General features: G+C 74.9%; 15 protein-coding genes and 2 pseudogenes. 8 read left to right on the top strand and 9 right to left on the bottom strand.

What is annotated here, in order from left to right; genetic code table 11:
* Positions 1-47 precede the first annotated feature (47 nt).
* Both GKE82_RS31410 and GKE82_RS11555 read right to left on the bottom strand, forming a co-directional pair.
* A pseudogene (locus GKE82_RS31410) lies at positions 48-434 on the bottom strand (lysophospholipid acyltransferase family protein); the annotation flags it as partial.
* Between the two features lie 27 nt (positions 435-461).
* Entirely contained in the window at positions 462-836 is a 375-nt protein-coding gene (locus GKE82_RS11555) for a DUF192 domain-containing protein (protein WP_196189183.1), read from the bottom strand.
* A 60-nt stretch (positions 837-896) separates the two neighbouring features.
* Between GKE82_RS11555 and GKE82_RS11560 the strand changes: the two genes are divergently transcribed.
* The gene (locus tag GKE82_RS11560) at positions 897-1727 is read left to right on the top strand and encodes an adenylate/guanylate cyclase domain-containing protein (RefSeq protein ID WP_154733390.1); all 831 of its coding nucleotides are present in this window, start codon (positions 897-899) and stop codon (positions 1725-1727) included.
* Here GKE82_RS11560 and serS read toward each other — a convergent pair.
* Both serS and GKE82_RS28390 read right to left on the bottom strand, forming a co-directional pair.
* Complete coding sequence (serS, locus tag GKE82_RS28385) at positions 1724-2389, bottom strand: serine--tRNA ligase (protein WP_309233805.1); 666 nt, start codon at positions 2387-2389, stop codon at positions 1724-1726. The two genes, GKE82_RS11560 and serS, sit on opposite strands and share 4 nt — an antisense overlap.
* A 325-nt stretch (positions 2390-2714) precedes the next feature.
* A pseudogene (locus tag GKE82_RS28390) lies at positions 2715-2975 on the bottom strand (serine--tRNA ligase); the annotation flags it as partial.
* A 41-nt stretch (positions 2976-3016) separates the two neighbouring features.
* Between GKE82_RS28390 and msrB the strand changes: the two are divergent.
* Entirely contained in the window at positions 3017-3424 is a 408-nt protein-coding gene (gene msrB / locus GKE82_RS11570; protein WP_107567053.1) for a peptide-methionine (R)-S-oxide reductase MsrB, read from the top strand.
* 9 nt (positions 3425-3433) lie between these two features.
* On the opposite strand, the gene GKE82_RS11575 is transcribed toward msrB, so the two are convergent.
* Positions 3434-3832, bottom strand: coding sequence for a cytochrome c (locus GKE82_RS11575; RefSeq protein WP_107567054.1), 399 nt, complete (start codon positions 3830-3832; stop codon positions 3434-3436).
* A 23-nt stretch (positions 3833-3855) separates the two neighbouring features.
* Between GKE82_RS11575 and GKE82_RS11580 the strand changes: the two genes are divergently transcribed.
* Positions 3856-4284 carry a hypothetical protein gene (locus GKE82_RS11580; protein ID WP_154733391.1) on the top strand — a complete coding sequence of 143 codons (429 nt, stop codon included), beginning with the start codon at positions 3856-3858 and terminating at the stop codon, positions 4282-4284.
* 169 nt (positions 4285-4453) lie between these two features.
* Here the strand turns inward: GKE82_RS11580 and GKE82_RS11585 are convergent, their stop codons facing one another.
* Positions 4454-5632, bottom strand: coding sequence for a trypsin-like serine protease (locus GKE82_RS11585; protein ID WP_154733392.1), 1179 nt, complete (start codon positions 5630-5632; stop codon positions 4454-4456).
* 137 nt (positions 5633-5769) lie between these two features.
* On the opposite strand from GKE82_RS11585, the gene GKE82_RS11590 reads away from it, so the two are divergent.
* Positions 5770-6246: a flavin reductase family protein gene (locus tag GKE82_RS11590; protein WP_158276591.1), complete on the top strand. Its 477-nt coding sequence runs from the start codon at positions 5770-5772 to the stop codon at positions 6244-6246.
* A 25-nt stretch (positions 6247-6271) separates the two neighbouring features.
* Here the strand turns inward: GKE82_RS11590 and GKE82_RS11595 are convergent, their stop codons facing one another.
* The 3 genes from GKE82_RS11595 to GKE82_RS11605 all read right to left on the bottom strand — a co-directional run bounded on the left by GKE82_RS11595 (position 6272) and on the right by GKE82_RS11605 (position 12440).
* Positions 6272-6724, bottom strand: coding sequence for a hypothetical protein (locus GKE82_RS11595; RefSeq protein ID WP_154733394.1), 453 nt, complete (start codon positions 6722-6724; stop codon positions 6272-6274).
* A gap of 81 nt (positions 6725-6805) precedes the next feature.
* Positions 6806-9586: a helix-turn-helix transcriptional regulator gene (locus tag GKE82_RS11600; protein WP_154733395.1), complete on the bottom strand. Its 2781-nt coding sequence runs from the start codon at positions 9584-9586 to the stop codon at positions 6806-6808.
* 43 nt (positions 9587-9629) lie between these two features.
* Positions 9630-12440, bottom strand: a complete 2811-nt coding sequence (locus GKE82_RS11605; RefSeq protein WP_154733396.1) for an AAA family ATPase — start codon at positions 12438-12440, stop codon at positions 9630-9632.
* 201 nt (positions 12441-12641) lie between these two features.
* Here GKE82_RS11605 and GKE82_RS27060 point away from each other — a divergent pair, with 201 nt between their 5' ends.
* The 4 genes from GKE82_RS27060 to GKE82_RS11625 all read left to right on the top strand — a co-directional run bounded on the left by GKE82_RS27060 (position 12642) and on the right by GKE82_RS11625 (position 15176).
* Positions 12642-13400 carry a collagen-like protein gene (locus GKE82_RS27060; protein WP_230316150.1) on the top strand — a complete coding sequence of 253 codons (759 nt, stop codon included), beginning with the start codon at positions 12642-12644 and terminating at the stop codon, positions 13398-13400.
* Between the two features lie 187 nt (positions 13401-13587).
* Positions 13588-13950 carry an NADH-quinone oxidoreductase subunit A gene (locus GKE82_RS11615; protein ID WP_107567058.1) on the top strand — a complete coding sequence of 121 codons (363 nt, stop codon included), beginning with the start codon at positions 13588-13590 and terminating at the stop codon, positions 13948-13950.
* A 28-nt stretch (positions 13951-13978) separates the two neighbouring features.
* The gene (locus GKE82_RS11620) at positions 13979-14671 is read left to right on the top strand and encodes an NADH-quinone oxidoreductase subunit B (RefSeq protein ID WP_375336994.1); all 693 of its coding nucleotides are present in this window, start codon (positions 13979-13981) and stop codon (positions 14669-14671) included.
* Positions 14664-15176, top strand: a complete 513-nt coding sequence (locus tag GKE82_RS11625; RefSeq protein ID WP_309233551.1) for an NADH-quinone oxidoreductase subunit C — start codon at positions 14664-14666, stop codon at positions 15174-15176. The genes GKE82_RS11620 and GKE82_RS11625 overlap by 8 nt, the downstream gene beginning before the upstream one ends.
* Positions 15177-15181 lie beyond the last annotated feature (5 nt).

The following is a 15181-nucleotide window of genomic DNA, read 5'->3' on the forward strand; positions in this document are numbered from 1 at the left end:
CCCCCCTCCGCGTACATGCCGACGCAGCCGCCGCGGTCGAGGATCGAGTGGGCGGTGACGAACGCCTCGTCGTCCTTCTCGCCACGCCGGACGGGGAAGTGGCCGGCCACCCGGAACACGTACGACAGCACGGGCTGCCCGCCGAAGAACTGCGACTTCGCCATGAAGCGGATCTGCCGGCGCAGGTACACGCCGCAGAAGAAGTGGTCCATGTTGGAGAAGTGGTTCGGGGCGAGGATGAACCCGCCGTGCGCGGGCACGTTCTGCCGGCCGATCGCCCGCGTGCGGTACAGCAGCAGCGCGACCGGGGTCAGCAGCACCCGCGCGGCCGCGTAGGTCCAGCCCGGCTCGTGCGTGCGCGCCCAGGCGTGGAACGGCGCGAGCGCGTCCGCGGCCCGCTCGTCGCGGTAGACCTGCTCCTTGATCTCGGGCACGAGCCGACCCTATCCGCGCCGCCCGTCTCAGTGCGCGGGTTCGTGCCGCAGCGTCTCGCCCTCGCGCAGGCCGACCCGGGCGGCGGTGCCGGCGGGCAGCTCGACGACGGTGCGCGCGCCGCGGCAGGACGCCGTGCGCCACGGGGCGAGGTCCGCCACGATCCGCACGACGCGGTCCTCGCGGTCCAGGAACACGGCGTCGATCGGGTAGCCCATGAAGAACATGTGGATCGAGGCCGCGGGCCGGATCCACAGGCCGGCGTCGGCGGCCAGCTCGCGGCCGAGCAGGCCACGCAGGCGCGTCCACGGGGTCTGGGCGACCGCGCAGCGCGCCACCACGACCGTGCCGTCGGGACGGTGCAGGGCGACCTGGGCGGGGAGCCGGGAGCGGGAGCGGCGCACCCGGCAAGGATCGCGCACGTCCGGCCGGACGGGGCGGGATGGCGCGTACGATCCCGGTGGATGGCCGACCGCGACGCGCCCGAGGAGCCGAACCTGCCGCAGCCGCGCCCGGAGCCCGGCGAGCCGCTGCGCGTGCTGACCGTCGTGCGCCGCATCGACTCCCAGCCGCTGCTGCTGCGCCTGACCGACAGGCTCCGCCGCCGCCTGCCCGGCGACGACCGCTTCGGCGACCCGCTGTCGGTCGCGGGCACGTCCCCGGCGGAGGTCGTCGGCCGGCAGGTGCAGGTCCTCTCCTCCGAGCGGCCGAGCGTCGCGCGCGAGCTCGGGCTGAGCGCCCTGCAGGTCTGGCAGGCGCTGTCGGAGTCGGCGGGCCGCGGCCGCGGCGATCGCGAGGTCGCGATGCTGTTCACCGACCTCGTCGGCTTCTCCTCGTGGGCGCTGCGCGCCGGAGACGAGGCCGCCGTGCAGCTCCTGCGCGAGGTCGGCATCGTCGTCGAGGGCGCGGTCGCCGAGCATCGCGGGACGCTCGTCAAGCGGCTCGGCGACGGGCTGATGGCCGTGTTCCCCACCGTCGAGGCGGCGACGCGCGCGGCGCTGGACGCCGACGCGGGCTTGCGCGACGTAGAGGTCGACGGGCACCGCCCGCGGCTGCGCGCCGGGGTCCACGTCGGGCGGCCCCGCAAGATCGGCGGGGACTACCTCGGCGTCGACGTGAACATCGCGGCGCGGGTCGCCGACCAGGCGCGCGGGGGCGAGCTGCTGCTGTCCGTCCCGGCCGTCGAGCAGCTCGAGCCCGACGCCTACCGCACCGGGCGCGCCAAGCGCCTGCGCGCCGCGGGCGCCCCGAAGGACCTGCGCGTGCAGAGCGTGCGCCGCGCGACCCGCGACTAGGTCGTCGCCCGCAGCACGGGCGGCGCGCCCGCGTCCACGAGGCACTGCGGGAGCGCGACGGTGCCGTCCTCCTGCTGGTGGTTCTCGAGGATCGCGATCAGCGTGCGGCCGACGGCCACGGCCGTCCCGTTGAGCGTGTGGAGGGTCTGCGGCTTGCCGCCCTCCGGGCGCAGCCGGATGTTCAGGCGCCGCGCCTGGTAGTCGGTCGTGTTCGAGCACGACGTCAGCTCCCGGTACTGGCCCTGCGCGGGCAGCCAGGCCTCGCAGTCGTACTTCTTCGCGGCGCTCGCCCCGAGGTCGTCGACCGCGATGTTCACCACGCGGTAGGGGATCCCGAGGTCGGTGAGGATCTCCTCCTCGATCGCCAGCAGCCGCTCGTGCTCGGCCTGTGAGGCGTCCGGCTCGACGAAGCAGAACATCTCGACCTTGTCGAACTGGTGCACGCGGAAGATCCCGCGCGTGTCGCGGCCGGCGGCGCCCGCCTCCCGGCGGAAGCACGGGCTGAAGCCCGCGTAGCGGACCGGCAGGCTCGCCTGGTCGAGGATCTCCCCCGCGTGCAGGGACGCGAGCGCGACCTCGCTCGTCCCGACGAGGTACAGGTCGTCCTGCGGCAGGTGGTAGATCTGCTGCTCGGTGTCCGGCAGGAAGCCGGTGCCGAACAGCGCCTCCTCGCGGACGAGGACCGGGGGGGATGACCGGCTCGTGGCCGTGACCGCGGACCTTCTCCAGCGCCCACCGCACGAGCGCCATCTCGAGCATCACGAGGTCGCCCTTCAGGTACGCGAAGCGGCTGCCCGCCAGGCGCGCCCCGGCCTCCATGTCGATCATGGGGCCGGCCAGCTCGAGGTGGTCGCGCGGCTCCGCGACCGGGCTGCGCGGCTCCCCGACCTCCCGGAGGACCGTGTCCTGCGGCGCCGCGGTCGGGTCCGGGAGGTTCGGGAGCTTCGCGAGCGCGGGCTGCAGCTGCGCCTCGACCTCGGTCAGCTCCTCCTGCAGCGCCTTCGCGCGCGCCTTGACGTCGTTCATCGCCTGGAGCGCCTCGGTGGCGTCCTCCCCGGCCTTCTTGGCGGTGGCGATCGCCTGGCCGGCCGCGTTCTGCTCCGCCTTCAGGCCCTCGACCTGCGGGATCAGCGCGCGGCGGCGCTCGTCGAGCGACAGGACGGCGTCGAGCCCGTCGGCGTCCCCCCGGCGGGCCAGCGCGGCCCGTGCGGCCTCGGTCTCGGTGCGCAGCAGCTTGAGGTCGAGCATCACCCGGAAGGTATCCGTGGCGGGAGGCGTACGCTTTCTCCATGGACGCCAAGGTGCGAAAGACCGACCAGGAGTGGCTCGAGCAGCTCGGGCCCGACCGCTTCCACGTGCTGCGCCGCGCGGGCACGGAGCCGCCGTTCACCGGTGAGCTGCTGACGGTGAAGGACGACGGGACGTTCGTGTGCGGGGCGTGCGGCGCGACGCTGTTCGGCAGCGACGCGAAGTACGAGTCGCACTGCGGCTGGCCGAGCTTCGTCGAGCCCGCCGACGAGTCCGCGGTGATCCTGCGGCCCGACACGTCGCACGGCATGCTGCGCGTCGAGGTCCTGTGCGCCACGTGCGAGTCGCACCTGGGACACGTCTTCGACGACGGCCCGCGCGATCGCGGCGGGCAGCGCTACTGCATCAACTCGCTGTCGCTCGGCTTCGCGCCGAGCGACCAGGGCTGACGGTCCGGCTCAGGAGTTCGGGCCGGCGCTGACCTTGCGCTTGTAGCCGGCCCACTTCGCCAGGAACTCGGCGACGGCCTGCGCGTCCTCGCCGACGACGAGGTTCTCGGGCATGATCGCGCCCGAGTAGCCGCCGTTGCGGATCGCGTACAGGATCGTCTCCACGTCCTCCTTGCGGACGTTGAAGTTCGGGCCGTCGACGCGCTCGCGGTTGTTGATGCCGATGGCACCACCCTGCGCCCCGACCTTGTCGAGGGTGTGGCAGCCCGAGCAGCGCTCGACGAACAGACGGGCACCCTTGCCCTCGTTCCCGGCGGCGTTCTGGAGGCTGTTGCCCTCGGAGCCGCAGGCGGAGACGCTCCCGGCGATGGCGAGGAGGGCGAAGGCGGTGACGACGCGATGACGCATGGCCGCGGCATCATACGAAAGGAATGGCCGACCGAGGCGCCACGTCCATACCGCTGCGGCGCCTGCTGCCCGCACTCGCCGTCACGGCCGCGCTCGCCCTGGGCGCGTGCGGCGGCGAGCCCGCGGCCGTCGTCGACCGCGACGGCACGCTGCGGCTGACCCTGTCCGAGTACCGGATCGACCCGCAGGTGATCCGCGTGCGGCCGGGCCGCATCCACATCGTCGCCCGCAACGAGGGCCGGCTGCCGCACAACCTGCGGGTGCGGTCGCTGGACCGCGAGCGGGGTGAGGAGGTCGAGGAGTTCGGCCAGTTCTCCCCGACCGCCTTCCCGGGCGGGCTGGTGACCGGCGACGTCGTGCTGCAGTCCGGCAAGTACGAGCTGGTCTGCACGCTGGGCAACCACGACGACCTCGGCCAGACCGGCACGCTGATCGTCGGCGACGGCTCCTGACGCGCGCGGGAAGGAGTCCGCGCCGCCGCGGCGAACCCCGGGAGCGACCCGGCGTTCGACCCGCGACCGGTCGCTCCAAGACTTCTTCGCGATCGCTCACGTACGGCGGCAACCACTGGTCGTCGCCGGGTCACCAGCTTCTCCCCGGCGACGACCTCGCGACCGTCGGCTACTCGACGACGACGGTCTCCCGCACGGTCGGGCTGATCTGCGCACCGTCGCGGTCGTAGGCGGCGGCGCTGAGCGTCACGCGGCCGAGCGGCAGCAGCGTCGAGGCGCGGTACACGCCGGTCGCGACGCGCTTGGCGCGGACGAAGCGCTTCGCGGGCGCCAGGCCCTCCTGGGCCGGACGCGACGCGCGCAGGATGACCTCGCGGACCTGGGAGCGGCCGCTGCCCGAGGCGCGCAGCGTCGTGCGGCACGTCGTGGCGCCGCAGCTGATCGAGCCGATCCGCAGGCGCACGGTCTTGCGCACCGTCGCCGGGGCGACGACCGGCGCGGCCGGGGTCGTCGGTGCGGGCGCGGTGTCGGCGATGCCGGCGGCACCGAGGATCCACGAGCGCTCCGCGGTCACGCGGGCGTACACGGCCGCGTTGCCCTTCACGCCACAGCTCGCGGGACCGTAGGAGACGATGCCGACGAGCCGGATCGCCTCGCCGACGCGCCCGACGAGCGGGCCGCCGCTGTCGCCCTGGCAGGTGTCCGGCCGGCCGTTGGGGGAGCTGCCGCACAGCTCCACCTCGGAGAAGTAGATCGAGCTGCCGAACTGGCTCTCGCAGACCGAGCCGGCCACCAGCGGGATGTCCGCCTGCTTGAGCACCGTGGGCTGGCTGTCGTCGTCGCGGTAGTCCGTGAGGCCCCAGCCGGTGGCCGACAGGACCGTGCCGGGCGCCTCGAGCGCCTCGTCCCCGGGGCCGGCGAGCTCGGCGGTCGGCGCGTTGATCGGCGCCGCGAGCTTCAGCACGAGGACGTCGTGCAGCGTGCGCTGGTCGTCGTACTGCGGGTGCTTGACGATCGACGCGACCTGCACGCGCTGCATGCCGGGATCGACGCGGGAGATCGCCCCGCCGATGACGTCGATGCGCCGGGCGAGGTCACCGCCCTCCCCCTGGAAGGTGCCGAGGCAGTGCATCGCCGACACGACGACCTGCGGGGCGATCAGCGTGCCGCCGCAGAACAGCGCCTCCTGGGCGGACTGGCCGCGGATGACGAGGCCCACCTGGGCCGGGTTGTCGGTCGGCGTGGCCTGGCGGCCGCCGACGATCGCCGACGCCGGCGAGGCGAGGGCGAGGCTGAGGCCGAGCGTGACGACGGCCGGTGCGCTGCGCGCGAGTAGAGAGGTCCCCATGCGGCGGCACCGTAGTCCGGTGCGCCAGCTTCGGCAATGGCCGAACGGGCAGCGGGCCGGGACGGCCGAACGGGCAGCGGGCCGGGACGGCCGGGCGATGCGCGGCCCGGGCGGCGCGGCGGCTACCGTTCATGGCCGTGACCCCGGACCCCACGAGCTACCGCGAGGCCATCGGCCGCTTCGCGACCGGGGTCGCCGTGGTCACCTGCGACGGGCCGCAGGGCCCGAGCGGCCTGACCACGAACGCGGTGTCGTCGCTGTCGCTCGACCCGCTGCTGCTGCTCGTCTGCTTCGACAACACCTCGCGCACGCTCGAGGCGGTCCGCGGCGCTGGGCGCTTCGCGGTGAACGTGCTCGCCGCCCACCAGGCGGACCTCGCGTCCGTGTTCGCGTCCAAGCGCGAGCAGCACGAGAAGTTCGCCGAGGTCACGCACCGGGTCGAGCACGGGCTGCCGGTGCTCGACGACGCGATCGCCTGGTTCGCGTGCGAGCTGCACGACCTGCTGCCCGGCGGCGACCACACGATCGGGCTGGGCCGCGTCACCGCGGTGCACCACGAGCCGCAGGCGGCGCCGCTGCTGTGGTTCGGCGGCGGCTACCGCGCGATCGGCTAGGCGCGCGGCGCGGCGCCGCGCCCGGTCAGAGCCCGGCGGTGACGCCGAGCGCGCGCACGCAGAGGAAGGCGACGACGAACGCGGCCAGCGTCATCACGCCCATCTCCTTGCGCAGGATCTGCACGACGATCGACCGCTGGGTCGCCTCGTCGAGCTCGCGCATGGCGTCGGCGCTCTCGAGCTCGCGGTCGTCCAGGACGGTCTGGGCGGACACCGCGCGCAGCTGCTCGGCGACGACGTTGACCGCGACCGGCAGCAGCAGGTAGAGCCACAGCAGCCCGTCGTCGGGCCGCGCACCCGAAGCCGCGGCGACCCCCGCGACGAGCGCGAGCACGCCACAGCCGACCTGGGCGATGCGCACGAGCCGCCAGAACACCGCGCTCTGCTCGACCTGCCACCAGCGCAAGGCGCCGAGCGCGCCCGGCGCGAGGTTCATCGCGGCGACGGTGATCGCGGCGGCCTGGACGACGGTCTCCACGCGCAGGATGGTGGCACGGGCGCGCCGGGGGCCGCGCGCCCGGTCGATCCACGCGGCGCCGACCGCACCTCCCGGCGCCGCTCACGCCCGCGTGATCGCACCCACGAGCTCGCTGCGTCCGCCGACCCCGAGCTTCGCGTAGACCCGCCCGAGATGGTTCTCCACGGTCTTCGGCGTGACGAACAGCTCGTGCGCGATCTCGCGGTTGGTGCGCCCCAGGACCGCCATCCGAGCGACGCGGAGCTCGCTCGTCGTCAGCTCGTCGTAGGCGGTCGCGCGGTCCGCGGGCGGGCGGTCCCCGATGGCTCCGAGCGCGGCGCGGGCACGTTCCACCAGCGGTACCGCCCCGAGCGTGCCGGCGAGCTCGGCGCCGCGGACGAGCGGACCGCGGGCGTCCCGGCGTCGCCGCTCCACCCGCAGGGCCTCCCCGAGGTCGACGAGGGCCCCCGCCAGCTCCAGGCGGGCGTCGGCGCCCTCCAGGACCCTGACGGCCTCCTCGAGGTGCGCCACGCGGCGATCGAGGTCGACCCGCGCGTGCACCCGAAGCGCGGCGCCCACGTCCGAGACCGCACCCCACCGCTGCGCCCGCGCCAGGTGCGTGCCGGAGACGGCGAGCGCCTCGTCCGCACGTCCCGCCGCGACGTGCGCCAGCGCGAGATACGCGCGCCACGGGATGACGGGGCTGTCGCTGCCCGCGGCACGTTCCGCCTCCCCGAGCGCCACGGCCGCCCGCTGCGCGCGCGCCGGATCACCGCACGCGAGTGCGACGGCCACCCGCGCATGGCCGACGCGGTGGTGCGGCACCCCGGCGGGCCAGTCGCGCGACGCCCGGTCGTGGTCCTCGAGCGCCTCCTGCGCCGCGTCCGGCCGTCCGGCGGCGATCAGCGCGAGCGCGAGGTACCGCGTGCCGGCGGAGCGGACGCCCTGGACGAACGGCGTGTCGGGCGCCAGGACGCACGTGTCGAGCAGCGCGCGGGCGGTCGCCTCCGCCTCGCGCAGGTCCCCCTGGCGCCAGGCGACGACCGATCCGATCGCGGCCCGCACGAGCTCCGTGAGCAGCGACCTCCGCGCCCCCTCGGGCGGTCCGGCCCGCTCCCCGATCCGGCGCGCGGCCGTGGCCTCCTCGCTGTTGGCCAGCGCGTGGAACGCCCCGCCGTAGGCGACCGCCTCGTCGTGATCCCGCGGCCACCACTGGCCATGGGCGAGCGCGCGGCGGGCCAGCGCGGCGGTCGCCGGGGCGCTGCGCGCCGTGGCGAACGCGCGCTGGGCGGCGATGCCGAGGATCGTTCGCTCGTCCCGGTCACGGCCCTCCAGTCGGTCGGCCAGCGCGGCGACGTGGGGATCCGCACGGACCGCCTCCGGCGGATGCAGCGCGCAGAAGGCTGCGAGACGCGCCTCGAGCACCAGGCGGGCGCGTGCGTCGCGGACGACCTCGCCGTCGAGCAGGGCGCGCAGCTCGGCGATGGCCGGCAGGGCGCCGCTCGCCGCGAACGTCGCCGACGCCGCCTCGGCGAGCCGCTCGGCGCGGACCCGCTGGTCCGGGACGTCGGCCAACCGGCGCAGCTGCGCCCTGCCCTCATCCGGGCGCCCCGCGTCGACGAGCGCGCGGGCGAGCGCCAGCCGGACCCCGTCGTCCTCCGCGCCCTCGGCGAGCGACCGCTTCAGCGCCTCGACGGCCGCGCCCGGGTCGCCCTCCGCACGCAGCCTGGTCCCGGCGGCGTACAGGCGCTGCGCCGCGTCGGGCAGGACCCCGGGCGGCGTGGCGAGGAGGTGCGGCACGAGCCGCTCCGCCGGCGCACCGGCCGCGGCCAGGCTCCGGGCGGCACGGGCGTGGAGCTCCTGCCGCTCTCCCGGCCGCAGCCCGGAGAGCACGGCCTCGCGGAGCACCGGGTGCGCGAAGCGCACGACGCCGTCGGCCTGGGTCAGGACGTTCGCGGCGGCCGCCGACCCGACGGCGACGGTGACCGCCTCGGCCCCGATCGCCGCGACGGCGGAGAGCCGCGCAGGCGTCGCGTCGCTGCCGAGCAGCGCCGCGGCCGCCGCCACGAGCCGGGCGTCCGGTACGAGGCGCGACACGACCGCCCGGGCGACGCCCTCGGCGCCGAGCGTCGTGAACGCGGCGGCGACGGTCGGGTCCGCGACGTCGAGTCCGGAGCTGCGCAGCTCCTCCGCGACGTGCACGACCAGGAGCGGCACGCCTCCGGTCGCCTCGTGGATCGCGTGCTCGTTGTCCGGGTGTACGGGTCGGTCGACCACGGAGGCGATCAGCGCGCCGACGGACGCGGCCGAGAGCGGGCTGATCGGGACCTCCCGACCGACGGGCGTGGTGACGAGCGTGCGGTGCGCGGCCCCCGGTGCCGGCGGGCGAGCTCCCAGGACGAGCAGCACCGGCAGCTCGGCGAGCCGCGGCAGGAGATAGCGCAGGAACGCCAGTGACGGAGCGTCGGCCCACTGGAGATCGTCGATCGTGATGAGCATGGGCCGGTCGGCCGAGAGCTCTGCCAGCGCCCACCAGAGCTCGAGCAGGGCCTCCTCGGTCGCCGCGAGGTCGTCGAGTGCGGCCAGGGCGCGGCCCACGGGTCCCTCGAGCGCCGGGGTGCGGTCGATGCCGCGACGGAGGAGCGGCCGCTCGATGAGCTGGCGCACCACCCCCCAGGGGACCCGCTGCTCGGCCTCGTCGGCGAGCGCGTTCAGCCGCCCGAATCGGCGTCTGCGCGCCAGGGCGCGGAACTCGCCGAGCAGATGGGACTTCCCGTTCCCCGCCGGCGCGACGACGACCAGCAGCTCGCCATCACCGGCCGCCACCCGATCGAGGGCGTGGGCGCCGGCGGCGATCGCCTCCTCGCGCTCGAACGTCGCCATCGCGGCACAGGGTGCCAGACCCTGGCGCGTCGGCACTGCCGGGTCAGTCCGGCGTGGTGCCGACGAGGGCCGCGAGCTCCGCGCGCGAGCCGATGCCGAGCTTGCGGTACATGCGTCCGAGGTGGTTCTCGACGGTCTTCGGGGTGAGGAACAGCGCCTGCGCGATCTCGCGGTTGGTGCGCCCGAGGGCCACGAGCGGCACGATCCGCTGCTCGGCGTCCGTCAGCGCCTCGACGCCGGAGGAGCGTGTCCGTGCTGGGCGTCCGCCGGCCTTCTCCAGCTCGCGACGTGCCCGCCCGCCGAGCGCTCGCGCCCCCATCGCGTCCGCGATGCCGAGCGCTTCGCCGAGTCGCTCCCGCGCCGCGGCGGCGTCGCCGGCGCGGCGCCGCTCGATCCCCCCGTCGACCAGCGCTCGTGCGAGCTCCAGTCGATCGACGCCGCGACGCGCCCGCTGGACGACCGCGTCGAGCTCCCGCTGGCGTTCCGGCTCGGCGACGAACATCGCCTGGATGCGCTCGACCCCCGCGAGGACGGTCGTGGATCCCCATCGCCGCGCGAGCGCCGCGTGCTCGTCGACCAGCGATCGGGCACGGGTGACGTCGCCCGAACGGGCCATGACGCCGGCAAGGAGCAGCCGCCACGCCAGCACCGGCGCGCGGATCGCGAACGACGTCTCGCGCGCGCCGGCGTCGAGCAGGGCCGCCCGCGCCTCGTCGATCCGATCGGTGAGCAGCGCGACCAGGCCGCGGGCGTACGCGACGTGGATCGACGGCATCGTCGGCGGCAGCACGGCCGGCAGGCCGGGCCGGGGCGCGACGACGGCCGCGGCCGCCACCAGGTCGTCGCGCTCCGCGAGAGCGATCGCGAGGAACGCGCGGGCCGACGGGGTCAGCACTGCGTGGTCGGCGGCGTCGAGGGAGGCGCGCGCCGCGACCTCCGCTCCGGCGACGTCGCCCGCGCGCAGCCGGGCGAGCGCCCGGATCGTCGCCGCCGACGTGTAGCCGTAGATCGATCCGCGGCCCTCGGCGTCCGCCACGACCGCGTCGAGGTGCTGCTCGGCCTCGACCAACCCGTCGGCGACGACCAACGCGAAGATCGCCTGGCCGACGGCGACCGAGTCGCTCGTCTCGCGCGCCAGAAGCAGGCCGTCCCCGAGCGCGGAACGCGCGAGTTCCGCAGTGCGTGCCACGTCGTTCCCGGACACCCAGCTCTGCTGCGCGAGCGCCACCAGCACCAGCCGCTCTGCGGCCGTCGCGCCGCGCACGTCGCGGTAGCGGTCCAGGCGCTGCGAGATCGCATCGGCGCTGGCCGGCTCGAGCAGGCCGAGGGCGGCGATGTCCGCGTCGAGCAGCATCGCGCCCTCGGGGTCGTCGTCCCGGTGGGCGTCGGCCACCGGGGCGAGCATGTCGAACACCTCGCGGCTTCCGCCGCCCGCCGCCAGCGCGCGAACGAGCGCCCGCGCGGCACCGATCGTCCGGCGCTCCGCGAGCGCCAGCGCGAGCGTCGCGGCCGCCCGGGCGTCGCCTGCCCGCAGCTGGGCGACCCCGAGCTCCTCCAGGACGGCTCCGCGCGCCTCGGCGGACGGCGGCTCGCGCAGTGCGCGCTCCAGCAGGCGGGCCGCGATCTCCGGGGCACCGCGTGCGCTCGCCGCACGGGCGGCCTCCCGGAGCGTGTCGATCGCCCAGGGCCGGTCGTCGGGCAGCGACTCGAGGAGATGCGCGGCGACATGCTCGGGATGGGCCTGCTCCGCGTGGAGGAGCGCGGCCAGCTGCGCGTGCCGGTCGCGTCGCTCGTCCGGGCCGATCTCGGCATCGACCGCCGCCTCGACGAGCGGGTGGACGAAGCCGATCGTGCCGTCGTCGGCGACGGTGAGGAACTCGGTGGCCACGAGAGCGTCGAGCGCCGTGAGGACCTGTTCGAGGGGAAGGCCCGCGACCTCCGCGACCCGCGACGGCACGGCGTGCGCACCGGCCACGACCACGATGCGGGCCAGAAGCGCCGCCGCGGGGGCGAGGTCGGTGAAGCGCCGGGCCACGACCGTGCGGCGGACGTCTCCGTGCGCACGGAGCGCGTCCGCGGTCGCCTCGTCCGGGGCCGCCGCCACCGCGCGCAGGAGCTCGTTCACGTAGAAGGGCACGCCCCCGGAGGAGACGTGGATCGCGTCGACCACGGCCGCGTCCGCTGCCACGCCGGCGCGGGCGACGAGCGCGCCGACCGCGTCGGCGGTCAGCTCGCGCGGCCGCAGCACGACCGCGCGGGGCACGCGGGACAGGTCGTCGAGCAGGGCGTGCTCGCTTCCCGGCTCGTTGCGCCGGGTCGCCACGAGGAGCAGCACGCCCAGGTCCTCGATCCGGCGGGCGAGATACCGCAGCGCGCGCAGCGAAGGGGCATCCGCCCGGTGCGCGTCGTCGCACACGAGGACGAGCCCGGTGTCCTCGGCCAGGTTGGCGACGAGCCAGGCAAGCCCGTGCTGGATCGCGAACTCCGGATCTGCGGGGGCGTCGGTCCGGGCCGCGGCGCCCGGGTCGAAGATCGGAGCCGCGCGGGCGGCCGGTCCTGCGAGCAGCATCGCGCGCTCGTCGTCGTCGGCGCCGGCCAGGCGCGGCCCGAGCAGCCGCGCGACGAGCCCGTGGGGGATCTCACGCTCACCCTCGACGGATCGGGCCATCAGGGTCGGGAGCTCGAGGCGGCGCGCCCGCTGCGCGCACTCCTCGGCGAGCAGCGTCTTCCCGATCCCGCCGGGGCCTTCGAGGACGACCAGCGCGCCGGTGCCCGCGGCGACGTCGGCCAACGCCACGTCGATCGCGGCGAGCTCCCGACCACGCTCGACGATCGCCGCCGACGGCCTCCCCATGGGGCGGGAGCGTACCCCGCTTCCGGGCCGGAACCAGGTTGAGGGGGTCCCCCCATGCGAAGGGGGGCGTCGGGCCCGAAGCTGGGTCACGTCGAACACGAGCACCGCCCCCCGGACGAGTCGGGAAGCGATCGCGTTCGACCGTCGAGCGCCGCCGGCGCGGACGACCACCCGCAGGACGACCACCTCAGGAGCACCACCATGCACATCACGTTCAAGCGCCCGTCCCCCGCCACCCTGCTCGCCACCGGGGCGATCGTGCTCGCAGGCACCGGCAGCGCCACGGCGGCCGGGCTGATCTCCGGCGCGTCGATCAAGAACAGCTCGGTGACGGGCGCGGACATCCGCAACAGCAGCCTGACCGGCGCCGACATCCGCAACCGGACGATCAGCGCCGCCGACCTGAGCACGGCTGCACGGAACACGCTCAAGGGGGCCAAGGGCGAGCCCGGGGCCAAGGGCGACCAGGGGGCCCCCGGGCCCAAGGGCGACGTCGGCGCCAAGGGCGAGCCTGGCGCCAAGGGCGACCCCGGCGCGAAGGGGGACACCGGCGCGCCGGGCCCCAGTGCGAGCTTCCAGACGACGGCCGCGAACGTGGCGTTCGACGGGGCCGGCGGCGCGCGCGTCGTGGAGACGACCGCGCCGGCCGCCGGCGCCTACCTCCTCCAGGCGCGGGTCGGGCTGCGCAACACCGTCGCGTTCGACAACCTCACCCACTCGTGCTCCCTGGTCGCGGAGAACCCGGAGAACCTCCTCGAGATCCCCGTCGATCCGGGCTTCGCGGAGACCGGCGTCGACCAGAACGAGCGGACGCGCCAGCAGTTCGTCGGCGCCGTGACGCTCGCGCAGGGCCAGGAGGTCGCGGTCCGCTGTGCCGAGACGACCGCCGGTCTCTCGCAGACCGCCACCGACGCCGCGCTGGTGCTGACGCGCGTCGGCAGCCTCACCGACGCCCCGTAGCCCCGACGACCCGCGTGCGCGGCGGACCGCGACGCTCCGGCGTCGCGGTCCGCCGTCGTCGTGCCCCGGTCCCTTGACCCACCGCGCAGGTCGGATTTCCCGCATGGACACGTGCGTTCTGCCACTTTGTGACACGGGCGCACAAGCGAGCACAGCCGAGCCCGCGAAGGTGATAGAAACCGGGTCCGTGCTGCGCTCCTACGCCCCAGCCCTCGTCTTCCTCGGTCTCGGCACGATCGTGGGCGTCGCCTTCGCCTTCCTGAACACGCTGTTCGGGCCGAAGCGGAAGATGCAGGTCAACAACAAGACCGACCCGTACGAGTGCGGTCTGCCGTCCGAGGTGCAGCAGAACTTCCGGTTCGGGATCAGCTTCTACCTGATCGCCATGCTGTTCATCCTGTTCGACATCGAGGTGCTCTTCCTGTACCCGGTGGCCGTACAGCTGAAGGCGTTCGGAACGTTCGCCCTGATCGAGACCATCGTCTTCATCACCCTGCTCTTCGTCGCCTTCATCTACGTGTGGCGGCGCGGCGCACTCGAGTGGCGCTGAGGACGCAGGCAAGGAGGGAACGCGCACCATGGAGATCATCCGCCAGCCGCTCACCGGCCCCGGGCAGAGCCCGTCGGACTTCCGCTCCCAGCAGCTGAAGGCCCGCGACATGCTCCGCGGCGACCTCGAGGGCAAGGAGCTCGAGGAGTACGTCCAGTCGCGCATCATCACGACGACGCTCGACAAGGCCGTCGCCTGGGCGCGCGGGAACGCGATGTTCCCCGCCACCTTCGGCCTCGCCTGCTGCGCCATCGAGATGATGAGCATCGTCGCCGCCCGCGTCGACGTCGCCCGCTTCGGCTTCGAGGCGTTCCGCGCGTCGCCGCGCCAGGCCGACCTGCTCATCCTCTCCGGGCGCGTCAGCATCAAGATGGCGCCGGTCGTGCGCCGTATCTACGACCAGATGCTCGAGCCGAAGTGGGCCATCGCGATGGGTGCGTGCTCCAGCTCGATGGGCGTGTTCAACAACTACGCCGTCGTGCCGGCCGACAAGTTCATGCCGGTCGACGTCCACGTCCCCGGCTGCCCGCCCCGCCCCGAGGCGCTGATGCACGGCATCCTCAAGCTCCGCCAGCAGATCCAGCTCGACCCCGCGCAGGGCTGGCGCACCCGCTACGGCGCCACCGACACGATCGAGGTCCTGCCCGACGAGGGCGACGAGCTCCTCAAGCGCGCCGACGAGCTGACCGTCATGGAGCCCGGGGAGGCCGACCGTGCCTGACGCCACCGGCCTCGAGCTCGTCGCCGGCGGCCTGCGCGACGCGCTGCCCGACGCCGTCCTCGGCACGCTGCACTTCCGCGGCAAGGGCACGCTGCTGATCGACCCCAAGCACGTCCGCGCCACGCTCGCGCACCTGCGCGAGCACGACGGCTGGACGTTCCTCGCGAGCGTCCACGGGGTCGACTACTACCCCGAGGAGCCCCGCCTCGGGGTCCACTACGAGCTGCTGAGCATGCGCCGCCGCGACCGCCTGTCGCTGAAGGTCCGCGTGCACACCGAGCACCCGCACGTCGAGTCCGTCACGCCCGACTGGCCGACCGCGGACCACCAGGAGCGCGAGGTCTACGACATGTTCGGCGTCGTCTTCGACGGCCACCCGGACCTGCGCCGCATCCTCATGCCCGAGGACTACCAGGGGCACCCGCAGCGCCGCGACTTCCCGATCGGCGGCGAGCCGATCCTCTTCACGCACAACGAGTCCTCGAACCCGGGGTGGACGCGATGACCGAC

This window comes from Conexibacter sp. W3-3-2 (assembly GCF_009707605.1).
GTDB lineage: Bacteria > Actinomycetota > Thermoleophilia > Solirubrobacterales > Solirubrobacteraceae > Paraconexibacter > Paraconexibacter algicola.